This window comes from Brytella acorum (assembly GCF_029309905.1).
In the GTDB taxonomy this organism is placed as follows: domain Bacteria; phylum Pseudomonadota; class Alphaproteobacteria; order Acetobacterales; family Acetobacteraceae; genus Brytella; species Brytella acorum.
The window spans coordinates 177637-201676 of the sequence record NZ_JARBJP010000003.1; the positions used below are offsets into that span (position 1 = coordinate 177637).

Annotated in this window: 21 protein-coding genes; 11 read left to right on the forward strand and 10 right to left on the reverse strand. The window is 62.2% G+C overall.

All coding sequences use genetic code 11. The features are described from left to right. Nucleotides 1-9: 9 nt before the first annotated feature. From PWM43_RS07290 to PWM43_RS07320, 7 genes are all read right to left on the reverse strand, one after another. Nucleotides 10-654 (reverse strand): NADH-quinone oxidoreductase subunit B, encoded by a 645-nt coding sequence (locus PWM43_RS07290; protein ID WP_289841840.1) that lies wholly within the window; start codon nucleotides 652-654, stop codon nucleotides 10-12. A gap of 3 nt (nucleotides 655-657) precedes the next feature. Beyond that, nucleotides 658-1104: an NADH-quinone oxidoreductase subunit A gene (locus tag PWM43_RS07295; protein ID WP_289841841.1), complete on the reverse strand. Its 447-nt coding sequence runs from the start codon at nucleotides 1102-1104 to the stop codon at nucleotides 658-660. Between the two features lie 197 nt (nucleotides 1105-1301). Continuing rightward, nucleotides 1302-3122 (reverse strand): glycoside hydrolase family 15 protein, encoded by a 1821-nt coding sequence (locus PWM43_RS07300; RefSeq protein ID WP_289841842.1) that lies wholly within the window; start codon nucleotides 3120-3122, stop codon nucleotides 1302-1304. Between the two features lie 175 nt (nucleotides 3123-3297). Further along, the gene (locus PWM43_RS07305) at nucleotides 3298-4911 is read right to left on the reverse strand and encodes an efflux transporter outer membrane subunit (RefSeq protein WP_289841843.1); all 1614 of its coding nucleotides are present in this window, start codon (nucleotides 4909-4911) and stop codon (nucleotides 3298-3300) included. Further along, on the reverse strand, nucleotides 4911-6488 hold the full coding sequence (locus tag PWM43_RS07310) for a DHA2 family efflux MFS transporter permease subunit (RefSeq protein WP_289841844.1): 1578 nt from the start codon (nucleotides 6486-6488) through the stop codon (nucleotides 4911-4913). The genes PWM43_RS07305 and PWM43_RS07310 overlap by 1 nt, the downstream gene beginning before the upstream one ends. Next, the gene (locus PWM43_RS07315; RefSeq protein WP_289841845.1) at nucleotides 6485-7618 is read right to left on the reverse strand and encodes an HlyD family secretion protein; all 1134 of its coding nucleotides are present in this window, start codon (nucleotides 7616-7618) and stop codon (nucleotides 6485-6487) included. The genes PWM43_RS07310 and PWM43_RS07315 overlap by 4 nt, the downstream gene beginning before the upstream one ends. A 318-nt stretch (nucleotides 7619-7936) precedes the next feature. Continuing rightward, on the reverse strand, nucleotides 7937-8950 hold the full coding sequence (locus tag PWM43_RS07320; protein ID WP_289841846.1) for an XdhC family protein: 1014 nt from the start codon (nucleotides 8948-8950) through the stop codon (nucleotides 7937-7939). Nucleotides 8951-9099: 149 nt separating this feature from the next. Between PWM43_RS07320 and PWM43_RS07325 the strand changes: the two genes are divergently transcribed. Genes PWM43_RS07325 through PWM43_RS07350 form a run of 6 tightly spaced genes read left to right on the forward strand, consistent with a single transcriptional unit; the run spans nucleotide 9100 to nucleotide 13106 of the window. After that, entirely contained in the window at nucleotides 9100-10308 is a 1209-nt protein-coding gene (locus PWM43_RS07325; protein WP_289841847.1) for a molybdopterin molybdotransferase MoeA, read from the forward strand. Further along, nucleotides 10298-11326: a GTP 3',8-cyclase MoaA gene (moaA, locus tag PWM43_RS07330; protein WP_289841848.1), complete on the forward strand. Its 1029-nt coding sequence runs from the start codon at nucleotides 10298-10300 to the stop codon at nucleotides 11324-11326. The genes PWM43_RS07325 and moaA overlap by 11 nt, the downstream gene beginning before the upstream one ends. A 1-nt stretch (nucleotide 11327) precedes the next feature. After that, complete coding sequence (gene moaC / locus PWM43_RS07335) at nucleotides 11328-11810, forward strand: cyclic pyranopterin monophosphate synthase MoaC (RefSeq protein WP_289841849.1); 483 nt, start codon at nucleotides 11328-11330, stop codon at nucleotides 11808-11810. Then, nucleotides 11807-12403: an NTP transferase domain-containing protein gene (locus tag PWM43_RS07340; RefSeq protein WP_289841850.1), complete on the forward strand. Its 597-nt coding sequence runs from the start codon at nucleotides 11807-11809 to the stop codon at nucleotides 12401-12403. The genes moaC and PWM43_RS07340 overlap by 4 nt, the downstream gene beginning before the upstream one ends. After that, nucleotides 12391-12633: a MoaD/ThiS family protein gene (locus tag PWM43_RS07345; RefSeq protein ID WP_289841851.1), complete on the forward strand. Its 243-nt coding sequence runs from the start codon at nucleotides 12391-12393 to the stop codon at nucleotides 12631-12633. Before PWM43_RS07340 ends, PWM43_RS07345 begins: the two co-directional genes overlap by 13 nt. Beyond that, complete coding sequence (locus tag PWM43_RS07350) at nucleotides 12630-13106, forward strand: molybdenum cofactor biosynthesis protein MoaE (RefSeq protein ID WP_289841852.1); 477 nt, start codon at nucleotides 12630-12632, stop codon at nucleotides 13104-13106. Before PWM43_RS07345 ends, PWM43_RS07350 begins: the two co-directional genes overlap by 4 nt. A gap of 12 nt (nucleotides 13107-13118) precedes the next feature. Here the strand turns inward: PWM43_RS07350 and PWM43_RS07355 are convergent, their stop codons facing one another. Further along, entirely contained in the window at nucleotides 13119-13328 is a 210-nt protein-coding gene (locus PWM43_RS07355; RefSeq protein ID WP_289841853.1) for a TOBE domain-containing protein, read from the reverse strand. A gap of 115 nt (nucleotides 13329-13443) precedes the next feature. On the opposite strand from PWM43_RS07355, the gene PWM43_RS07360 reads away from it, so the two are divergent. From PWM43_RS07360 to PWM43_RS07380, 5 genes are all read left to right on the forward strand, one after another. Continuing rightward, the gene (locus tag PWM43_RS07360; RefSeq protein ID WP_289841854.1) at nucleotides 13444-14673 is read left to right on the forward strand and encodes an NTP transferase domain-containing protein; all 1230 of its coding nucleotides are present in this window, start codon (nucleotides 13444-13446) and stop codon (nucleotides 14671-14673) included. A 205-nt stretch (nucleotides 14674-14878) separates the two neighbouring features. Beyond that, a complete protein-coding gene (locus PWM43_RS07365; RefSeq protein WP_289841855.1) occupies nucleotides 14879-17110 on the forward strand; it encodes a TonB-dependent receptor in 2232 nt (743 codons plus the stop codon). A gap of 207 nt (nucleotides 17111-17317) precedes the next feature. Beyond that, nucleotides 17318-18649, forward strand: a complete 1332-nt coding sequence (locus tag PWM43_RS07370; protein WP_289842032.1) for a c-type cytochrome — start codon at nucleotides 17318-17320, stop codon at nucleotides 18647-18649. 42 nt (nucleotides 18650-18691) lie between these two features. Then, nucleotides 18692-19177 (forward strand): (2Fe-2S)-binding protein, encoded by a 486-nt coding sequence (locus PWM43_RS07375; protein ID WP_289841856.1) that lies wholly within the window; start codon nucleotides 18692-18694, stop codon nucleotides 19175-19177. Next, complete coding sequence (locus PWM43_RS07380; RefSeq protein ID WP_289841857.1) at nucleotides 19164-21476, forward strand: xanthine dehydrogenase family protein molybdopterin-binding subunit; 2313 nt, start codon at nucleotides 19164-19166, stop codon at nucleotides 21474-21476. Before PWM43_RS07375 ends, PWM43_RS07380 begins: the two co-directional genes overlap by 14 nt. 121 nt (nucleotides 21477-21597) lie before the next feature. On the opposite strand, the gene PWM43_RS07385 is transcribed toward PWM43_RS07380, so the two are convergent. Then, nucleotides 21598-23022, reverse strand: a complete 1425-nt coding sequence (locus PWM43_RS07385; protein WP_289841858.1) for a protein adenylyltransferase SelO — start codon at nucleotides 23020-23022, stop codon at nucleotides 21598-21600. Nucleotides 23023-23121: 99 nt separating this feature from the next. Further along, nucleotides 23122-23853 carry a DUF4097 family beta strand repeat-containing protein gene (locus PWM43_RS07390; protein ID WP_289841859.1) on the reverse strand — a complete coding sequence of 244 codons (732 nt, stop codon included), beginning with the start codon at nucleotides 23851-23853 and terminating at the stop codon, nucleotides 23122-23124. Nucleotides 23854-24040 lie beyond the last annotated feature (187 nt).

The following is a 24040-nucleotide window of genomic DNA, read 5'->3' on the forward strand; positions in this document are numbered from 1 at the left end:
GAAAAACCCTCAGATCGTGTCTGGCGTGCGGAGATTACGCACGGCCATGCGCTCGGCGCGCTTGAGGTCGCGCATGCTCTCGGGCGTCACTTTCGTCACGCCCTGATCACCGACCATCCAGCTGAGCGGGCGGCGCTGCTTGCCGATCGAATCCTGCAACAGCATCAGACCTTCGAGCAGGGCCTCGGGACGCGGCGGGCAGCCCGGCACATAGACATCGACGGGCAGGAAGGAGTCGACACCCTGAACGACGCTGTAGATGTCATACATGCCGCCCGAATTGGCGCATGATCCCATCGAAATGACCCAGCGGGGCTCGAGCATCTGGTCGTAGATATACTTCACGATCGGCGCCATCTTGCGGAACACCGTCCCGGCGATCACGATCAGATCGGCCTCGCGTGGCGTCGCACGCAGCACTTCGGAACCAAAACGCGCAATATCGAATTTACTGGTGAACGCCGTCGCCATTTCGACATAGCAACAGGACAGCCCGAAGTTCATCGGCCAGATCGAATTTTTCTGCCCCCATGAAATAAAGTCCTGCAATTTCCCGACGACGAGATTATTGCGCACGTCTTCGTGCTGGAGCAGATCCTCCGGACGCTGTTTCGAAAGCGGCTCACCCAGAGGAGACGTCAGAGACCAGTTCATGGATTATACCTCACGCTGCGGCGGAGCGGATATGTCGGACTGCGACTGGATCGGAGCGGGGCGGCGGTGCTTCGGCCCCCATTCCAGCGCACCGCTGCGCCACAGATAGGCGAGCGCGATCGCAAGAAAGACGATGAAGGAGCAGACCGTTACGTAGGCCGTCCATCCGGCGCGAACGGCGACGCCGCCCCACGCATAGAGAAACACGCTTTCAACATCGAAAATGACGAAGAAAACGGCCATCAGATAATACTGCGTGGGCATCCGCAGCCGCGCCGTGCCCGTCTGCAACATGCCGGATTCGACCGGGAGGCTCATGGAGCGGCCGCGCGCGCCCCCGACACGACGAGGCCCGAGCACGGCTGACAATGCGACCACGACACAGAGAAAAAACGCCGTGAAAGTGATGTAAATCGCCAGAACGTGCGCCGCGATGAATTCCGAAACCAAATGCACCACCATCCGAAAGAAGGCGACCGGAATGTGGACCGGTCGTATCCTGAATCCCCGAAAAATCAATGACTTTCCGAAAGAGACGCTGCTCTTCAATCGCATAGCATCGAAGTCCGGAAAGTGCGCATCACCTGGATGAGAGCGCACAGTTTCGTGAACTTCTCGTCACACTTACTAAGAACTGTTCGCAACTATTAAAGTGAACGAGGCTCTTCGGAGAGGGCTTCATTGAGGTATCGACCTGCGCGGATCAGGGCGAGATGCGTGAATGCTTGAGGAAAATTGCCAAGATGCTCCCCGGACGGCCCGATCTCTTCCGAAAACAGCCCCACATGATTCGCATAGGAGAGCATTTTTTCGTACAGGAAACGCGCGAGAAGCAGATCACCCGACCGCGCCAGGCATTCGACATACCAGAACGAGCACATCGTGAACGTGCCTTCAGCGCCTGTCAGGCCGTCGTGATTCTCGCCTTCCTTGTCCACATGATAGCGATAGACAAGGCTGTCATCGAGAAGCTGGTCGCCCACCGCCTGAAGCGTCGATTTCCAGCGTGGATCCTGATCGCCGATAAAGCCCATCAGCGGCATCAGCAGGCAGGACGCATCGATACTCGTCCCGCCCATGTACTGGACGAAATACTGCCGTTCCTCGTCCCAGAAATTCGTGTGGATATCGTGATAGATCGCATCGCGCTCACGCTTCCAGACAGCAACGCGACCTGGCAGGCTGCGGCGCTCCGCCAGGCGGGTCGCGCGATCGAATGCGACCCAGCACATGAACCGCGAGAACAGAAAGTGCCGCCGACCGCCCCGCACTTCCCATATGCTTTCGTCAGGCTGATGCCAGTTGGTGCACAGCCAGTCGATGCCTTCCGATACCGCCGTCCATTCGTCGTGACTCAGACGTTCGCAATATTCGTCCGCATAGAATATCGCGTCCATCACCTCACCGATGATGTCGAGCTGGAGCTGCCCTTCGGCGGCATTGCCGACACGTACGGGGCGTGAGCGCCGATAGCCTGAAAAATGCGCCAGTTCGCTTTCGTCGGTCAGCGGCGCCCCGTCCAGACTGTAAAGCACCTTCAGGCGTGCTTCATCGGGATTCGCTTCAAGACGGCGTTGATGCAGCCAGCGAATGAAGGCCGTCGCCTCCTCCTTGTGGCCCATGTTCATGAAGGCATAGACCATGAACGACGCGTCGCGCACCCAGCAGTAGCGATAATCCCAATTGCGCACGCCGCCAATCTCTTCCGGCAGGCCAAACGTCGCGGCGGCGACCATCGAGCCATGATCGGCCGATGTCAGCATCTTCAGCGCCAGGAGCGAGCGCGTCATCTGCTCGCGCCACCGCCCCTGATAATGCGATCGCGCGACCCATTCGCGCCAGTAACTCGTCGTACGTTTGAACGCATTCGCAACCCAGTGATTCTCAAAACATTCACTCGGCGCGTCATCGGGATGATCGAGCACGAAGGTTGCCGTTTCGTTGGCGCCGAGAACGAACACGGCGACGACGTCGTCTCCTTCGACAAAGAGCGGCACATCCGCGGTCAGTCGAAAGGACGTCACATGCTCGTCATCGGGCAGAAACAGGGCCGTACGTTCATCGGACATGACGACGCGATGGCTCTGCCGACCGTAATCGAAACGTGGCGCGCATCGCATACGAAAAGAAACCGCACCACGAACGGCTTTCGCACGACGAACCAGACGCTGCTCCGGAAACTCCGGCGCCGGCAGCATGAAGTCGGAAATTTCCGCCACGCCGTCATGAGAGAGGGTGCGTGTCAACAGAACATTGGTATCGGGAATGTAGAGCTGTTTATACCGGGCGTCGCCCAGCACGGCCGTCAGCTCGAAGATACCCGCCGTCGGCTCCAGCAGGGAGGCAAAAATGCTGGGACTGTCAAAGCGGGGCCAGCACATGAAATCGATGGCGCCGTCGAGACCCACCAACGCGGTCGTCCGCAGGTCGCCGATAACCGCGTGATCCTCAATCGCCCTCTCGGACATTCGGTCTACCTTCCCTCAGACTGGCACAAGACGACGACCAGCCCCATAGAATCCACAAGCCCAACGAACGGAGGGTTCATTGGGCAGGGGATTGTATCAGTCATCATCAACCCTGAGGAAGGGCCGTCGCAAAGGCCGCCGTGAGGGACACGCGATAGTGTCCCTCACCTGCGTATCAGTGCGTTACGACGCTTCCGACACGGGCAAGTTGCGCAGCCGTCGCCTTTTCCGGATCGGACACGGGAAACGTCGTCTGCCACCCGCCGCCAAGAGCGTTGTAAAGCCGCGCCAGATTGGCCGCGACCGTCGTCGTGCTGTCGGCGACCTGAGACTGCGCCTGCAGAAGATCGTTCTGAGCGCTCAGAACGTTGAGATAAGTCACCAGCCCCGAACGATACTGATCGTGGGCCAGGCTGAAGGCACGCTCGGCGGCGGCTTGCGCGGCCACAAGACCGTCACGACGACGCTGCTCATCGCGATAGGCGATCAACGCGTCATCGACTTCCCGCCAGGCGGTCAGCACCGTTTCACGATACGCGATCGCAGCTTCTTTCTGGGCATAGCGGTTCAGAAGAAGCTGCCCTCTCAGCTTGCCGCCCTGGAAGATCGGCAGGGAGATCGAAGGCCCGACATTCCAGGCCCGCGCATTCCAGAAGCCAAGATCCCGAAACGAAAGCGACTGGAAACCAAAGCCCGCGTCGATCGTGATTTTCGGATAGAACTCGGCTTCCGCCTCGCCGACATTGGCCACGGCCGCATGCAGCCGAGCATCGGCCTGACGGATGTCGGGACGGCGCTGGGCAAGTTCCGACGGCACGCCAATCGGCACACGCGGCGGCACGACAGGAATCCGTGTGGCGGCCGTCAGTTCCCCATTGAGAGATCCGGGTGGCGTTCCCAGCAGGAGACTGATCGCATTCATCTGAAGTGCGACATCCTGTTCGAGCGAGGCGATTCGCGCCGTCGTCGTCTCATACTGGGAACGCGCGCTCTCGACATCCAGGTCCGTCACCAGGCCGCTTTTGTAACGATCCCGAGCCAGGGCGAGCGTCTCCTGCTGCAACCTGCTGTTCGCACGCGCGATGCGCAACTGCTCCTGCTGACCGCGCAGCATGAGGTAATCACGCGCCATTTCGGCCTGTTGGGCGATCAGAACACCACGTCGCGCATCGTCTGCCGCGTCCAGATCCGCCTTGGCCGCCTCATACTGACGACGCACCCGTCCCCAGAGGTCGATCTCATAGGTCGCATCGATGGAATCGCGCCACTGGTCGAAGAGCGGAACGGTGGCCGACCCGGAATTGTCGCGCAGAAGCTGGCCGTTATTGCCTCCAATCTTCTTGCCGACGTCGCTGATGATGCGCTGGAGTTCTTTCGTGCTGTACTGCGAGCGGGTGTACGATCCGGTTGCGCTGAGACCCGGAAAACGCTCCGCACCGGCCATCAGAAGCTGGGCGCGAGACTGGGCCAGTTGCGAGGCGGCGCGACTGACCGCGAGGTTTTCATGCGCGATCCGCTCCTCCAGCGAGGTCAGCTCGGGATCATTGAAGATTTTCCACCATGCGGGATCGGGTGCATCGGCCACGGTTTCGCTGGCAACCCCGCCGCTTCGGACATGACTGTCATAATGCGGCGGTGCCCACGGATCAGGTTTTTTGTAATCCGGCCCGACCGCGCAACCCGAGAGGCCGAGAGTGGATAGGAGTGCGACACTGCTCAGCAGGACGACGACACGCTGGGAACGGCCTTTGATCAAGGCATGTCTCCGGAACTTCAGAACGGGATCCATCAGTGAACTGCGCCTCCCCCGCCTTTTTTGGCTGTGGGAGAGAAAAGAAAACAGACGGGAACGGTACAGAGCGCGATCACTCCGATAACCATGAAGGTTTCGTTATAGGCGAGCATCGACACCTGCTGGCGGAATGTCTGGTAAAGCTTGAATTCTGCAAATTGCTGAGCAGTGGACGCGGTCAATCCATGCTCGATGGCGGTCTGCTTCACGCTGGCGAGATACTGGTTGAACGAGTCCTGGTAGGGCGTCATCCAGTGCACGAGGTAGCTGCCACGCTTTTGCTGCGTCTCGATAATCGCTGCGGTTGCAAACGAAATCGCCAGAGACCCGACATAATTTCGCGACATGCTGAACATGGCCGACGCGTCGGAGTTGAGTTCTTTCGGCAGCGTCGAATAAGCGATCGTCGAGATCGGCACGAACAGGAACGCGAGCGCCGCGGTCTGGAAAATACGGTATTCGACGAGATGGCCGTAATTCGTCGTCGGCACGAGATGGGCCGAGTAGAACATCGCCGTCCCCATCACGAAGAACCCGAACGCGATGACATAGCGTATCTGTACCTTCCCCATGATCTTGCCGACCAGGGGAATGAGACAGATGATCACAGCCCCACCCGGCGCCAGCACCCGCCCGGAGACCGTGGCGGTGTAGCCGAGCACCTGCTGGGCGAACTGCGGCACGATGATCGCCGAGGCGTAAAGCAGGGCGCCGACCATCGCCATGAGAAATGTGCCGATGGCGAAGTTGCGGTCCTTGAAAATCGCGAGGTTCAGCAATGGATTCTTCGCGCGCAGCAACCAGATGACCGAGCCGATCACGCCACCGATGCCGAGCACCGCCATCGTCACGATGAACGGAGAGCCGAACCAGTCATCATCCTCGCCTCGATCCGCCATAACCTCGAGACAGCCAAGCCCCAGCGAGATCAGGCCGATGCCGATGACGTCGATCTTTTCGCGCACCTGCTTCACCCAGGGCGGATCCTCCACCAGCGCCGAAACGCCGATGAATGTCAGGATGCCGAACGGCACGTTGACGTAGAAGATCCAGCGCCATGAATAGTTGTCGACGAGGTATCCGCCCAGAAGCGGACCGAGGATCGGCGCCACGATGGTGGCGATCGCCGTCAGGCCGAAGGCGGCGCCGCGCTGCGCGGGCGGGAACGTGTCGAGAATGATCGACTGCTGGTTCGGCTGAAGGCCACCGCCGAAGAAACCCTGCATCAGACGGAAAACGATCAGCATCGGCAGGCTCTCTGAAAGCCCGCAGAGAAAGGACGATACCGTAAACATGCCGATGCAGATGAGGAAGTAGCGCTTGCGCCCGAACAGCTTGCCGAACCAGGCGGAAATCGTGAGCACGATGCCGTTGGCGACGAGATAGGACGTCAGCGCCCAGGTCGCGTCGTCATAGGAACTGCCGAGCGCACCCGCGATATGCGGAAGGGCGACGTTGATGATGGTGGTGTCCAGCACCTCCATAAAGGCGCCCAGCGTCACGACCACGGCGATCAGCCAGGGATTCGCCTTGGGCTTCCAGCTCTCGTGGTGCTCGCTGGACGCGCCGCTCATTGGACGTAAACCGTCGGAACGACGGAGATCCCGAGAGGCAGCGGCACCTTTGGATCCAGACCACTGTCAATGATGATCTTCACCGGCACACGCTGGACGATCTTCACGAAGTTTCCGGTCGCATTTTCGGGCGGGAACGTACTGAACGCAGCGCCGGCGCCAAGCTGTACCGAATCCACATGACCGTGCAGTTCCAGCGACGGATAGGCATCGACCTCGATATCGACCTTCTGCCCCGGATGCATACGGGTGAGCTGCGTTTCCTTGTAATTCGCCACGACCCAGACTTCCGGCTCGACGATGGAAAACAGCTTCTGGCCAGCCTGGACAAAATTGCCCTGCTCGACGTTACGCTGTGAAATCCAGCCGTCATGCGGCGCGCGGATTTCGGTCCAGCCATAGTTGAGCTGTGCCTGAACCACGGCGGCGTCGGCGGCCTTGAGAGCGGCGTCTTCCTGATTGATGGCGATCTTCGTGTTCTCGACGTTCGGGATCACGGGCTTGGCCTGCTGAAGCTCGCCCTGTGCCTGCAGGACCTGAGCACGGGCCTGATCGAGGGCCGCCTTCGCATAATCGATATTCTGCTGCGTCGTCGCCTGACGGGAGACGATCTGCTGGCGGCGGTAATCTGTCTCCGCCTTGTAAAGCTGAGCCTTGGCCGCCGCGAGACTGCCCTGAGCCGCGACGAAACGACCCGGGAAGTTAGCCTGGGCAACCTCGACGCGGACCCGCGACCCCGCCAGATTGGCCTGGGCCTGCTCGACCTGCGCCTCCGCCTGGTGGAGAGCGGCGAGGTAATCACGATCGTCGATCTTCAGAAGAAGCTGGCCAGCGTGGACATACTGGTTGTCGTTGACCAGCAGCTTCGTGACATAGCCATTGACATGGGGAGCCACGGCGAGCTTGCGCCCTTCCGTATAGGCATCGTCCGTGTCGATGTTGTTGCGCGTCAGGAACCAGTAGGTTCCCCAGCCAACCACGACCACGACCAGCAAAACTATGATGATGACCCGGACCAGCGGGTTTTTCTTCTTTGCTCCCGCTTTGGCCTCACCACTGTTTGCATCGTCCTGGGGCTGGCTGTTGGTCGGCGGATGCCCGTCAGCACCACCATCCTCGTTCTGCGCCATGTGTGTCCTTTCGGGGGTATCTACCCGCTTGCGGGCGACGGAAACTTCCTCTCCCGCCTCCTGCTCCGAGGCCGCGTCCGAGAAAGACGACCGCCCCGATGACAGAGGTTTGCGGAAGAAGAAACTGCCGAGTTTCCATATCGCCTATCACAGGAGCGCCACGTGCATCAATCGGCACCTGACGAGTTTATTGCCATTCGGACATATAGCCCTGGAGCAGTCTTCAAAATTTCCGGGAAATGAGCGCCCGCGCCACGGAGTCCGGAATCCGCGTGATCATGCGCAAGGGCCGCGAAAGCGGCGTCCGCGGGGCTGGTCTTATGCGGACCGTGACTGCGGAACGGCGTCACGCGCGCCGATCACCTGTGCCAGAATCGAGAGCGCGATCTCAACCGGGCTGCGCGCGCCGATGGTCAGTCCCGCGGGCAGATGCAGCCGTTTCAAGGCTGTCCCATCCAGACCATCGCGCTCAAGCGCACGCAGATGGGGCGCGATCTTGCGACGACTTCCGAGAATGCCCACGCAGAACGCGTCCGAACGAAGGGCATGAATCGCGACCATCCGATCGGAATAACTGTCATGGGTAAGGCTGTAGACGGCTGTCCATCGGTCGAGAGGAAGCTCGGTCAGCGCGACGTCGAGTCGACGCCGGTCATACAGCGCAAGAGCCAGGTCCCGCGGCGCGTGTTCCGGCCCGACAGGCCGCAGAAGGGAAACCTCAAGCCCGAATTGCGGTGCAAGCTTCGCGAGTCCGAGCGTCACAGGGTCGCCCCCCACGACAACCAGTCGGGTCGGCGGGACATGAGGCCGTGCGAAAACGCCCCGCGCCGGATCGACATCCCCACTCTCCACCCAGGTGCGGCCGGATTTTCTTTCCGTCAGGACGGTGCAGATTTCGCGCCTCGCCCGCGCCTGCTCCCGCGCAAGGACATATCCGCCCAAATCCATCATGGGGCGCACGACGATGCCGATCCGGCCGCCGCAGCTCAACTGGATATCGATCGTCGGGCTGCCGGCGCCATAATCGAGATGTCGCACCCGTCCATCCGCCAGCGCCGCCAGGGCTTCACGGGCGACCTCCGCCTCGACGCACCCCCCCGACACGTAACCGACCACCGATCCATCGTCGGCAACGGCCATTTCGCTTCCCAGCGGACGCGGGGAAGAACCGTCGATATCGGTGAGGGTGGCCAGAGCGACGCGACGTCCCGCCCGATGCCACCTGGCGAGGGTCGGCAGCAGATCGTCCACAAGCCCATATTCGGGCCAGGCCGGCCACGCCGCCATCGGGGCGACGGCAAGCCCCTCGTCAGCATCCAGAGTAGCATCCATACGCTCCATCCTATGGCCTGTGCCGCGTCTTTCCATCTCAATAAACCGCAATGCGTGCATTCCATTACGACACCCGGTGCCTATATAGGACGGACCGGGTCCATCCGGCCCATGCCCACGACGAGATAAAGCAGGACAGCGAAAGCGCCATGGACGGCCTCATCAGTGTCGCGCAGGCACAAGCCCTCATCGAAAGGCACACCCTGTTTTCGGGATCGGAAACCGTGCCTCTCGCGCTGGCGAGAGGTCGCGTTCTCGCGACGACGCTCCGCGCCGAGCGCGACCAGCCGCCTTATGACCGCGTGATGATGGACGGTATCGCCATCCGCGCCAGCGCCGCCCGCGCTTTCGAGACTCTCGGCACGCAACAGGCCGGCAGGCCGCCCCTGACGCTCGCGGGCGAAACCGATTGCCTTGCCGCGATGACGGGGGCCGTCCTGCCGACCGGCGCGGACACGGTCATTCCGATCGAGCGGCTCGTCGCGACAGAAAACGGATATCGCCTGGAAGACGATTATGTCTTTCACGTCGGCCAGTTCGTCCATCGGCGCGGGGCGGATTGCCATAGGGACGACAACCTCCTCGAACCCGGCATCCGGCTCGACGCTCCGGCGCTGGCCGTGCTGGCATCGAACGGCGCCGCCCAGGTCGAAGTCGCGCGTCTGCCGAGCGTCGCCATTATTTCCACCGGCGACGAACTGGTGCCGGTGGAAGGCCCCGTTCGCGCATGGGAAATCCGTCGCTCCAATGAGCACGCCATCGCGGGCGCGCTTGCGGCGCGGGGTTTCACCTGTCTCGAAGCCCTCTGGGTCGGCGACGATATGGACGCGACGGTCGCTGTGCTGGAGCGCGCCCTCGCCGCGCATGACGTGCTGATCCTCAGCGGCGGCGTCTCCATGGGGGCGTTCGACCATGTTCCCGCGGCTCTGGGCCGCCTCGGCGTGCAGCGCGTGTTCCACAAGATCGCGCAGCGCCCGGGCAAGCCGATGTGGTTCGGCACGGATGTCCAGGGGCGCCGCGTCTTCGCGCTCCCCGGCAATCCAGTCTCGGCCCTGACCTGCTGCGTGCGGTACGTCGTACCGTCGCTCCTCGCTTCGCTCGGCCTCGGCCCGCATGAATCCGGTATGGCCCCGGTCACCGTGAGGCTGGACACGCCCGCCGATCGAATCCCGACACTCGCCCGGTTCGTACCCGTCCGCGTCCGGCATGACGCGTCCGGCGTCGTTCGCGCGATTCCCGCGCCCGTTCCGACCTCAGGCGATTTCAGCCATCTCGCCGCGACCGACGGATTCGTGGAACTGCCCCCCGGGCGCGAACCCGCCGAGACCGATATGGCGGCGCCCTTTCATGGCTGGTGACGTCATCCTTCCGGATCGGTTCGGACGGCCTTTGCGCGATCTGCGGATCTCGGTCATGGACCGCTGCAATTTCCGCTGCCCATACTGCATGCCGGAGAGCACCTATCACGAGCACTTCCGCTTTCTGGACCCGAAAGAACGCCTGAATTTCGGCGAAATCGAGCGCGTGGCCCGGATCGCGGCGTCGCTCGGCGTCAGCAAACTGCGCCTGACCGGGGGCGAGCCGCTGCTGCGCCCTTCCCTGCCGGACCTGATCACCCCGCTGATCGCCATTGCGGGCATCGACGACGTGGCGCTCACGACCAATGGCGTTCTCCTCGCGCGGCATGCTCACGCCCTGAAAGACGCGGGGCTACACCGCGTCACCGTCAGTCTCGACAGCGTCGATCCTATGGTTTTTGCACAACTCAGCGGCGGCCGCGCTCAGCTCGACGCTGTTTTGCAGGGAATCGAGGCGGCGCGAGACGCGCAATTTCCGGGCGGCGTCAAAATCAACGCCGTGATCCAGCGTGGCGTCAACGATGAGGGCGTTCTGGACCTGCTCGCCATGTTCCGCGAGACCGGTGTGGTCGTTCGCTTCATCGAATACATGGATGTCGGCAATCGCAACGGGTGGGTGCGTGACCAGGTCGTCACCTCCCGCGAACTGCATGACCGCATCGCCGCGCGCTGGCCCCTGGAAGCCATGGAGGCCCGCTACCGGGGCGAAGTCGCGACACGCTATCGCTATCGCGACGGCGCGGGCGAGATCGGCTTCATTTCATCGGTCAGCGCACCCTTCTGCGGCGACTGCTCGCGGGCGCGCCTGTCATCGGAAGGGCAGCTCTATACCTGCCTTTTCGCCACGACGGGCACGGATCTGAGGACGCTTCTGCGGGAAAGCGCCGATGATAAAGCCCTGCACGACATGCTCGCACGAATCTGGCGCGCGCGCGGCGACCGTTATAGTGAGGAGCGGGCCGCGCCGCGGGCGCCGCGCCCGCACGAAAAAATCGAGATGCATTATATAGGAGGCTGAGATGGCTTTGCTCACACATGTGGACGAGAACGGCCAGCAGCCCCGCATGGTCGATGTCAGCGACAAGTCGGTCACCGACCGCGAGGCCCATGCGCAGGCGCGCCTGCGCTTTCCGCCGGACGTTGCCCGGACCCTGAGCGACGCCGGGTTCATGACGCCCAAAGGCTCCGTCCTGACCGTCGCGCAGATCGCGGGCGTGATGGGCGTCAAGGCGACCTCCACGCTCATTCCGCTCTGCCATCCTCTTCCCCTGACGGGCTGTCGCGTCGAAATCCATATCGACGGCGACGAGGCCATCGTGGACTGCCGCGTGCGCTGCACAGGCAAAACGGGCGTGGAGATGGAGGCGCTGACAGGGGCCAGCATCGCGGCCCTGACGATCTACGACATGTGCAAGGCCCTCTCGCATGACATGGTCATTCATGAGGTGCGCCTTCTCGGCAAAGCGGGCGGCAAGCGCGATTTCGGAACGGTCGCCTCATGAGCCCGCTTTACGGCCTCGTGCTGGCGGGAGGCCGCAGCACGCGCATGGGTCAGGACAAGGCCGGCCTTCTCTATGGAGACGCGCCGCAGCTCGAAGCGGCCTATCGGCGACTCCGCGCCGTCGTGGACAAGGCTTTCGTCTCAGTGCGTCAGGACCAGCACGACGATCCGCTCCGCGCCGGATTTCCACAGATCGTCGATGCGCCCGACACTTCTGGTCCCGCGGCTGGCCTTCTCGCCGCTCACGCCGCCCGTCCCGACGCTGTATGGCTCGTCCTGGCCTGCGACCTGCCCCTGCTCGATGACGGCACGATCGAGAACCTGATCGCCGCACGGGATGGGACGCATATGGCCATCGCGTATCGGAGCGAACATGACGGATTGCCCGAACCGCTTTGCACGTTGTGGGAGCCCGCCGGGCTTGAGGCCCTGAAGGCGCAGCTTGCGACCGGCAGGAACTGCCCGCGCAAATGCCTCATCAACAACGACACCCTCCTTCTGCCACCCCACATGCCGGGCGCACTGGACAACATCAACACGCCGCAGGAGCGCGAAGACGCCCTGCGTCGTCTGGAGACGACATGCCGCGCATAGATCTCGAATATTTTGCCCAACTGGGCGAAGAAGCAGGCCGACGCCACGAAACGCGTGTCACCGATGCCACGACGGCGGCGGCGCTCTATGACGAACTGCGCGGAGAATATGGCTTTTCTCTCGCCTCCGAACGCATGCGGGTCGCGATCAATACGGCCTTCAGGCCGTGGAACGAGACGCTCGCAGACGGGGACGTCGTCGTCTTCATTCCGCCGGTGACCGGCGGATGAGCCGCTTTCTGATGGCCGCCGCGCCGGTCGGTCTGGAAGCCTTGCGCGAGGAACTGCATCTGGCGCGCGCGGGCGGCTACTGCGCCTTCGAAGGATGGGTGCGCGAAACCAATGAGGGTCGCGAAGTCCGTGGCCTGGCTTACGAATCGTATGAACCGCTTGCTCTGACAGAAGGGCAGGCGATTCTCGACGAGGCGCACGAGCGATTCGAGATCAGCGAAGCCGTCGCCATGCATCGCACCGGCTCGCTGAAGGTCGGGGATGTCGCCGTGTGGATCGGCGTGTCCGCGCCGCATCGCGACGCGGCGTTCCGGGCCTGCCGTTACATCATCGACCAGATCAAGGCCCGTCTGCCGGTCTGGAAGAAAGAGCATTATTGCGATGGCGACACGCAATGGGTCGCGTGTCATCATACACATGGACTGGAAGAGAATTCCGGAGATGGTGAGTGCCATGGACATCACCATCCCTGAAAATAAACCGGATCAGTCCTCGACGCCGATCATGACGCTCGAAGCCTTGATGATCGCATAGGCGAACTGTCCGACTTTCAGGTCCAGATCGGCAACGGCTTCATTCGTCACGGCGCTCGTGATGATGGAACCGTTGACGTCGAGCCGGACATGCGACGTCGTCGCGCCTTTGACAATCTCGACAATCCGGCCTCTCAATTGGTTTCTCGCACTTATTTTCATAGTCTGTTCCTCTCAACCCAAAACGGGGCGATGCGCCTGTCGCGTCACCGGCCAGTCCTGCCCGCACCACCGTGATCCGGCCCCGGCCCAAGCCCCGCGAAGACCTTATTATCGCATGACCCGCTTACCCGCTCATAGTGCCGTCCTCCTCGCTGCTGGCGGGAGCGCCCGTCTCGGCCAGCCCAAGCAGGCGCTGACCGTCAACGGCGAGTCTCTCCTGCGCCGGACCGCACGGCTTCTTCTCGAGACCCGTCCACGCCGCCTGATCGTCGTGCTGAGCGATCCTCTGCTGGCAACGCAGCTTGAGGGGATGGATGTCGATATCCTCGAAAATCCAGACTGGAAGAGCGGTCTCGCCGCGTCTGTCCGTCTGGCCGCCGAAGCCCTCGCGGGCCGCCCCGAGCCGACGCTCTTCACGGGCGTCGATCAGTGTCGACTGCAATCCATCCACCTCGACGCGCTTCTGGCGGCGGCGGACGGCGTTCACGACATCGCGTCGCGCTATGATCGCGAAAGCTTCGGCATTCCGGCTCTTGTGACACCACGCACGCTGGCGCTGGCGGGAACGCTGGAAGGCGATCGCGGCTTCGGACAGATCTGGAAAGACCACCAGGACCGCATCCGCTTCGTCGAAGCGCCGGAACTGGCCTTCGACCTCGACACCCCGACACAACTGCGCATGGCCGTCCGCAACCGCTGGATCGACGGGCGCAAGGCGACCGGGAAGGATGAGACGACCGTCCTGACCCTCCGCGAGATCAAGCAATCCCGCGTCCGTGCGACCCTGATCGAACAGGCCATGCATCTCTTCGCGGAACGCGGCTACGACGATGTGACGGTCGACGAGATTGCCGCGGCATCCGGCATCTCGCGGCGGACGCTCTTTCGCTATTTCCCCACCAAGGGCGACGTCGTTTTTGCGTGGACCGAGACCATGACGGACGTGCTGCGGGAAATGGTGGCCCAGGCCTCACGCTCCGACCGCCCTGGCCCGGCGATGTGCCATGCTTTCGCAACCGTCATTGATCGCGTGGGGAATACGCCCGAAGAAGGCTTCGCCTTCGTGAAGCTCATCGAGCAGTCTCCGGCCCTGCGCCAGCACAGCCTGCGGAAATACGCGGCATGGGAAGAAAGCATCATCGAGGCGTGGCGCGGCCACCTTCCGCAAGGTGAAAACAGATTCCTCGCTTCACGCGTGCTGGCGCGCTCCAGCATTGCCGCTTTTCGGTCCGCACTGGACGAATGGTTGCGCCAGGAGGGGCGCGAACCACTGCTGCCCCTTCTCCAGCGCGCCTTCGCTCTTCAGGAAACGATCCTGAGCGACACACGCAAAAGAATTTCCTGAAGTGCCGTCATCACCGATTTGTGATTGTGGCACTTTCTGACGAGTTTTTACGCATTTTATCGTTGGTTTTCAGCTTTCTGCGGAAATAAGACCTGTCCGATTCAAGGAATTCGCACGCATGCGGCTTTCTGGACAAAAATCCTTGGCACGTTCACAGGAAAAGGAAATTGACACCTTTTTGATTGTGGAGCCGAGCAGCGGGCCCGTGAAAACCAAACATCGCATTCTTCGACACTGTCTTCTGGCAACCGTCGTTCCCGTTATTCCCGCTGCTGTCGCCCAGACTGCGACACCGGCTCCCGTGACACCGGCCTCCATCAAGACTCCGCCCTCTTCCGCGCGTCACAGAGCGCCGGTCGGAAAGGCTTCCGCGCCCAAGGAAGAAACCGTCAAGGTCATAGGGCGCGTCGCCACGGGCACGACGGCCCAGTACAGCAAGAAGACGGCCGATCTCGGCCCGCTCGGCGACCGTCCCTCCGTTGACTCGCCATTCTCGATCATGACGGTCACACATGACGTGATCGTCAACCAGCAGGCGCGCAATATCAACGATCTGGCGCGCTACATGCCGTCCGTTCAGCTTGAAGAGCGTGGTGATCCCAATACGAGCCGCCCCCAGTCGCGCGGCTTCGAATCCGACGTCATCGCCAATTCGCGCGTCGACGGGCTCAACATGGTCTCCACGACGCCCTATGCCGCCGAGCAGTTCGAGGACATGCAGGTCCTGAACGGCCTTGCGGGCGCCCTGTATGGGCCGCAGAATCCGGCGGGCACCTTCAGCTACTCCCTCAAACGCCCGACCGATCGCATGACCGAGCGCTTTACGGCGGGCGTGGATTCCATCGGCGCGCCGCTGGAGGCGCTGGATGCTTCCGGGCGCGTCGGTCATCACGGCTGGTTCGGCTACCGCCTCAACCTGCTGAACCAGACGGGCGAGAGCTTCGTGCGCGACTCCCATCTGCGCCGCAATCTCGTCAGCGGTGATTTTGATTTTCACATCTCGCCGAACACGGTCATCCAGGTCGATGCCAGCCAGTATACCTTCGCGCAGCGCGGCTATCCGGGCGGCTTCTCCTATAAGACCGGCATTCAACTGCCGAATGCGCCGGATCTGAGCCGCTACGGCTACGGCCAGTCGTACGAAGGTTTCAATATGGAAACCGATACGGCGCTGACGAAGATCATTCATCATTTCAACAAGGACTGGACCCTGACGGCAGGTGGCCTTTACCAGAATGCCGCCCGTCAGGTCTTCACGACGACCAACACGCTGACCGACAGTCTCGGCAACTACAAGACGAGCATCGCCGCAGCCGCGACCGCCAATGATTTCAAGGCGGGCAGCAACACGCTTTACGTGAACGGACGTTTCCACACCGGCCCGCTGCGCCACGAAATCATGATCGGCAGCAATGGCTACATGATGGGGAACTACAACCCCACCAAGGGTGAGACCTTCGTCCTGGGGACCGGCAATATCGCCAATCCCACGATTTTCGAGGGTAAGCAGCCGTACTATTCGGGCCACTACAAATCAGCCTCCGTTCTGGAGCAGTCGCTGATCGCCAGCGATACGATCTGGTTCGACAAGCACTGGGCAATCATGGGCACGCTGGGCTGGAGCTGGCTGAGCGAGCACAATTACAACGTTCATAGCGTGCAGACCTCCCAGTACAGGCGGTCCGCCGCCTTCAGCCCGATGACGAGCCTGATGTACAAGGTCTCCGAGAACCAGACGGCCTATTTCACCTGGGGCCGCTCGCTGGAAGCCGGTCCGATCGCGCCGAACACCGTCACGAACGCCAACAGCGTCCTGGCGCCGCTGCGTTCGGAAGAATGGGAAGTCGGCTACAAATATCGCTTCGAGAACGGTCTGCAACTGAATGCCGCCGGTTTCCGCATGTCGCGCCCCTATGCCTATACGGACCCGACCACGAACACCTACGGCACGTTCGGCAACCAGCGCAATTACGGCGTGGAATTCCAGGCTTCCGGTGCGATCACCAGGGACATCAGCGTCCTTGGCGGCGTGACCTGGATGGACGCGCAGCTTGGCAGCACCGGAACCACGGCCACCTCGCACAAGGAGGTCGTCGGCGTGCCGCCGGTGCAGGCCAGCGCGCTTATCGACTATCACCCGGCATGGGCGAAAGGGGCGGCTGCGAACGCCGCCATCCATTATGTCGGGCGTCGCGCCGGAGATGTGGAAAACAAGACTTTCGCGGACTCCTACGTCACGCTCGATCTGGGCGTGCGCTACACGACACACGCCTACAAGACCCCCATCGCGTTTCGTTTCGGCGTCAACAACGTCGCGAACGAACGCTACTGGGCATCGGTTTATCCCAGCAGCGTGAACGGACTGAGTTCGGCCAACAACTCTGCCGTCGCCGGCCTGCCCCGGACCTATAGCTTCACGACGGAGATCGATTTCTGATTATGATGTAAATGATTATTATTTTCATCTCATGAAAAGGGTGCTATTCACGTAAACGTGAATCCGATCGAATCAGCTTAACACGCTGATTCGGCTTCGGGCCTTGTTCCATGTCAAAGCCACGCGCGATTGTATTTGCGCGAACGATCTGTCATGTCGTGACACATGGTGACAGATTCTCCCGATAAGAAATCCGGTCGCTGGACAGTGATCAAGCGCGTCGCAGCGGCCGTGGTGGGTCTCGGTGTCCTCGGTGGTGGCGGATTCCTCGCATATGCGTGGTATCCCTCGATCGCGCCGATCACTCCGCCCCAGCCCTCCTCCTTCTCCCCTGACAAGATCAGGCGGGGCGCACTGGTCGCGGCGGCCGGCTATTGCTCGGAATGCCACACGCGGCAGGATCTGGGCGGCGGTCCGGATCTCGCGGGCGACTACAAGATGGAAACGCCGTTCGGCGACCTCTTCTCGTCGAATATTACGCCTGATCCTGAAACCGGCATCGGCACCTGGTCGGAAGAAGCCTTCCGCCGCGCCATGTGGAAGGGCGTGGACCGCGAAGGGACGCAACTCTACCCGGCCTTCCCGTTTGATCATTTCACGCAGATGACCGCCGAGGACATCTCGGACCTCTATGCGTTCATCATGACGCGCCCCGCCGTGCATCTGAAACCGCGTGACAATACGATTCCGTTTCCGATCAACATTCGTCTGATCGGACAGGGCGCATGGAAGCTGCTGTATTTCACGCCGGGACGCTACAAGCCGAACCCGCAGAAAGACGCGGAGTGGAACCGTGGCGCCTACCTCGCCGAAGGGGCCTCGCATTGCAGTTCGTGCCACACGCCGCGCGATTTCATGGGCGCGGAAAAGCAGAGCGCCAAATATGATGGCGCCGTTATTGACGGCTGGATCGCGCCGCCGCTGAACGCGCACAACCCGACGCCCACGGCCTGGACCGAGGACGAACTGTTCGCCTATCTGCGCAACGGCGTCGCCCCGCTGCACGGCCCCGCCGGTGGCCCGATGTCGCCGGTTCCGCATACCTTCCTCTCGCAGTTGCCGGCATCCGACGTCCACGCCATCGCGCATTATTTCGCCGATCTGGACCATGCGGCCGAACGTCAGAGCGGGGACGCCGCCGCCGTCACGACGGCCATGCAGCGTTCGGGGACCGATCTGGTCGGCCCGACCGTCGATCCGGACGCGAAGCTCTATCAGGGCGCATGCGGCGCGTGTCACTACAACAGCGGCAAGGGACCGGTTCTGGGCCGCCCCGAACTCGCGCTCAACAACGCGCTGTGGCTGGACGAGCCAAACAACCTGTTCATGGTCATGCTGCACGGCCTGACGGCCGAAGAAGGTCAGAGCCACGTCGCAATGCCGAGTTTCTATACGGCGCTTGACGATCATGACATGGCCCGGATCGCCGCCTATCTGCGTCGCACGCGGACGAACCGCCCCGCATGGAAAGATCTCGAAAAGAAGGCCGCCGAAGCGCGCGCCACCCTGAAAACCCCGCCCGTCAATGCTTCGCGATGAAACGCCGGGCACTGACGAGCCGCGCAACGCAGGGGATAGGACATGACCATCAAGTTTGAAGTGAACGGGAAGCCGGTCGAGATCGACGCTCCCGCGGACACCCCCCTACTGTGGGTGCTGCGCGACGATCTGGATCTCACCGGCACGAAATTCGGTTGCGGCATCGGCGAATGCGGCGCCTGCACCGTACATGTCGGTGGACGTGCGACGCGTTCGTGCATCACGCCCATCTCCTCTCTCGAAGGCGCTTCGATCACCACCATCGAGGGCCTCGATCCGCAGGGCAATCACCCCGTGCAGGAGGCGTGGCGCAACCAGCAGGTGCCGCAATGCGGCTACTGCCAGTCGGGCCAGATCATGCAGGCGGTGACGCTGCTGAACGATTTTCCCAATCCGACCGATGCCGATATCGACGGCGTCATGGGCGGTTCTCTGTGCCGCTGCATGACCTATATCCGCATTCGCAAGGCCATCAAGGAAGCCGCCGTGAACATGCCTGGCGGGGAGACGTCCAATGGCCAGAATTGAGCAGATCGCAGCCCGCCAGGACGGGCGCGCGGGCCTTTCGCGTCGCGGCTTCCTGCTGACGGCGGCGGGCGCGGGCTTTATGTTCGGCTTCGCCCGCAAGGCCGATGCCTCGCAGGTCTACCCGTCCAGCCTGCCCGGTGGCGGGATGTTCGAGCCGAACATCTGGTGCGCCATCGGCCCGGACGGCACGGTCAATGTCAACGTGATCCGCGCGGAGATGGGCCAGCATGTCGGCACCGCTCTGGCGCGCATCATCGCCGACGAGATGGAAGCCGACTGGGACAAGGTGAAGATCACGCAGGTCGACACCGATCCGAAATGGGGCCTGATGGTCACCGGCGGTTCGTGGTCGGTCTGGATGACGTGGGACGTGTTCCGCCAGGCCGGAGCCGCCGCGCGCACCGTCATGATCGAGGAAGGCGCGAAGCTGCTCGGCACGACGCCTGCGGCGTGTTCGGCACATAACGGTGTCGTCACGGCCAACGGCAAGTCGATTTCCTATGGCGATATCGTGGCGCGCTCGAAGCCGACGCGCAGCTACACGCCCGAGGAGATGGCGAAGCTGCCGCTCAAGCCGGTCAGCGAACGCCGCCTCATCGGCAAGCCGGTCGCCGCTCTCGATATTCCGTCCAAGACCACCGGCGCCGCCATTTATGGCATCGACGCGAAGCTCGAAGGGATGGTCTATGGCCGTCCCAAGATGCCGCCGACGCGCTACGGCTCGAAGGTCGTTTCGGTGGATGACACGGACGCGAAGAAAGTTCCGGGCTATCTCCGCTATGTCGTGCTGGAAGATCCGTCCGAAACCGTTCCGGGCTGGGTCGTCGTTCTGGCCAAGACCTATCCTGCCGCCATTCGCGCGACCGATGCGCTGAAGGTCAACTGGACGGCTGGCAAGACACATTCGGTCTCCGAAGCCCAGATTCTGGATCGCGGTCGTGAACTGATCGCCAAAAAAGAGGGCGGCACCTACGTCTTTGACGACAAGGGCACCGAAGATGCGCTTCACGCAGCGCATAATCTCATCGAGCGCGAATATATCTGCGCCTCGGTCGCGCATTATCAGCTCGAACCTCTCAATGCCCTGGCGCAGCAGGTGGGCGACACCTGGGAAATCCACACGGGCAACCAGTGGCAGTCCCTGTTCCTGCCCGTGATCGCCAAGGCGCTTCAGGTTCCGGACAGCAAGGTCATCATGCGGACCTATCTTCTGGGGGGCGGCTTCGGTCGCCGCCTGAACGGAGATTACGCAATTCCGGCGGCGCTCGTTTCCAAGGCCATCGGGGGCAAGCCGGTCAAGCTGATCCTGACGCGTTCCGACGACATGATGTTCGACTCCATTCGCTCGCCTTCAGTCCAGAAGGTGCAGGTCGGACTGAATGCGGACGACAAAATTGTCGCCATGCGTCATGACGCGGCGGCTGGCTGGCCGACGGAAGTCATGGCGGCGCCGTTCATGTCCAAGGGCGCCGACGGTAAGCCTTATGACCAGTTCGCCATCGCGGGCGCGGACCACTGGTACGACACCGGTCCGACGCAGATTCGCGCGATTTCAAACGATCTCGCCAAGGAAACCTTCCGTCCCGGATGGCTGCGCTCGGTCAGTTCAGGCTGGACGCCCTGGGCGCTGGAATCCGCTCTTGATGAAGTCGCGCATGCCATAAAGCAGGACCCGGTCGCGTTCCGCCTCTCCCTGCTGACCGCGACCGGCCGTAATGCGGGTCAGGCACCGGACTCGACGGGCGGCGCCAAACGCCAGGCTGCCGTGCTGCAGCGCCTCGCCGACAAGATCGGCTGGGGCAAGACACAGCTTCCGGCCGATACGGCGCTGGGTGTCGCGACGACCTTCGGCCAGGAGCGCGGCATGCCGACCTGGACGGCGGCGGCGGCTCAGGTCCATGTCGACCGCAAGACCGGCGTGGTCACCTGCCAGAAACTCTGGCTGGTTCTCGATGCGGGCACGATCATCGATCCGGGCGGTGCGCTGGCCCAGACCGAAGGTGGTGCGCTCTGGGGCCTGAGCATGGCGCTGTTCGAAGGCACCGAGATCGAAAACGGCACGATCCGTGCGCGTAACCTGCACAACTACACACCGGCGCGCATCGGGGACACGCCAGAGATGGATGTCGAGTTCATCGACAGCACCGAGAAGCCGATGGGGCTGGGTGAACCGGGCGTTACCGCGATTGCGCCAGCCATCGGCAACGCGATCCACAATGCCGTCGGCGTTCGTCTGCGCAAGCTGCCGATTCGTCCGCAAGACGTGCTGGCCGCGCTGCGCGAGCACCATACGAGCTGATCCCGGCTCTGACGGATGGGCTCGAAAAACCCCTGCCCTATGTTCGGGGCAGGGGTTTTTCGTCTTTCTCTCTTCGCAGACCAAAGCGTGGCAAGACCTGCGCTCGCTTCGTGCGACAGCTTTACGTCCCGCAGAACGTTTCCCGGACACGCTCAGCCTGAGTGGGCGGCGTTTCATAATCGGCATCGTCACAAAAAGGCCGTGTGACAGCGGCAAGCATGGTTTCAAACGGCGCCATATCGCCTTTCTCCGCTGCGGCGATCACCGCTTCGATGCGGTGATTGCGCGGAATAACGGCCGGATTCACACGCCGCATACGGTCCAGAGCCGCATCCAGGCCGCCTTCCTCTTTGGCCAGCCGCGCCTCCCAACGCATGCGCCACGCCGCCAGCCCCTCGATGGCGTCCAGCGCCGCCGGAGCGACGCTCAGTTGACGGAAGCTCAGCGTGTAATCCGCATGGGCTTTCTCCAATCGATCGAGAAATTCGCTGACGAGGGAGAGATCGTTCTCGCGCTTCGTCAGAAGACCGAATTTCGCCTGCATCCGCGCCTCAAACGCGGCGGAGAACCGGGACGGAAATGCCAGCAGGACCGGCTTGATGACCGCGACGGCCCGATCGGAGTCCGGATCGATCAGAGGCAGCAGGCATTCCGCCAGTCGGGTGAGATTCCAAAACCCGATGTCGGGCTGGTTGGAAAAAGCATAACGGCCGGTCTGGTCGATCGAGCTGAAGACCTTGCGCCGGTCATATTCGTCAAGAAACGCGCAGGGTCCGTAATCAATGGTTTCACCGGAAATCGCCATGTTGTCGGTGTTCATGACGCCATGAACGAATCCCAGACTCATCCATTGCGAGATCAGCCGGGCCTGGGCGGAAACAACCGCGTCGAAAAAAGCGAGATATCGATCGTCACGATCGACAAGTTCAGGATAGTGCCGCTGAATGGCGAAATCCGCCAGAATACGCAGTCCGTCATGATCCTCACGAGCCGCGAAAAACTGGAATGTTCCGACGCGAAGATGGCTCGAGGCGACGCGAGCCAGCACCGCGCCGGGCTTCATGCGCTCCCTCACCACGCTTTCTCCGGTCGATACGGCGGCCAGAGCCCGCGTCGTGGGAACGCCCAGGGCGGCCATCGCCTCACTGACCAGATACTCTCTCAACACGGGCCCCAGCGCGGCGCGCCCGTCGCCCCGGCGGGAGTAAGGCGTCGGCCCCGATCCCTTCAGCTGGATCTCGTACGGCCGCCCTTCCCTATCGATGCCGTCTCCCAGAAGAAGCGCGCGCCCGTCACCGAGCTGGGGTACGAACTGGCCGAACTGATGTCCGGCGTAGGTTGTCGCCACAGGCTGCATGCCCTCCGGAAAGGCTGCCCCTGCCAGAAACGCCGCCCCCGCTTCCGTTTCAAGCCACTCGACATCGAGCCCGAGCTGGCGCGCGAGATTCACGTTCAGCCGGAGCAGACGAGGCTCGCGCACGGGTTGCGCCACCATGGTCGCGAAGAAACGCGCGGGAAGCGAAGTATATTGATTGGCAAGGCGCATGGGGGACCGTCTCCGTCGGGTGCAAGGCGTCAACCAGCCCGCACCTTCCAGTTCGCGATGCGATGGCCTCCCGTCAAGCGATGGTCGCCGTTTGCGCCGTCAATCCTTGATGATGCGGATGAAACCATTCGTCGTGCTGAGCACGAGATGGTCCCGACCACTCCCTACAGTGCCTTTGACCTCGATGATCTTGCGCGGCGTGCCGGACTCTGTCTCCCATTCCGGACTGACCGTTGATGCCAGACCGAACGGCTGCTCGATTTTATAGGTCTCATGGGCGTTGCGCGTGAATGAGAGTCGTGCCTCGATCGTGCCGTCGAAATCCGCCGGGACATGAACGGTCACGTCGCCGCCCAGCGATGAGAGTTTTACGGACCGTGCCTGCTTCCCCGATTGCAACGTCGCCTGAATATCGCCGCCGAGCGTCGAAGCCGACACCGAGGCGTTCGTACCACCGACCTTGATGTCACCGCCTTTCGTCGAGAGTGCCAGCGCACCGGTCGACGATTGGACATCGATATCACCACCCATGGTGGACGCACTGAGGGATGCCGTTACGGTTCCGACGGAGATATCACCGCCCATGGTGCTCAACGCGGACGATGCACCCGCCGAACCCAGATGAATATCGCCTCCCATGGTGGAGAGTTTGGCGCCATCGGGCGCGGATGGAACACTGATATCGTCCGACATCCGCGAGATCGCGACCGGCGCGCCATGGGCCATCGAAATTCCCGCGCAAACGGCCAGAACGGCCGCCGACGCCACGGCCACACGCGGAGCGACGCGAGGGGCCACACGGCGAAAACGTTCAAACACAGATCCGCTCATCAATACTGCCTCCCAGAGGGTCATGCGCAATTACACGCTGAAAATATCCGAGCAAATATCGTGCCAACCCCAACATGGCGAAACAATTCCTGCGCGCGCGCCGCCCAATTTGGCCTGTGCCGCCATTTTATGGTTTCAGGGACTACAGTCCCTTCAGGCCATAAAAAAGGCCGCCTCCCGGCGACCT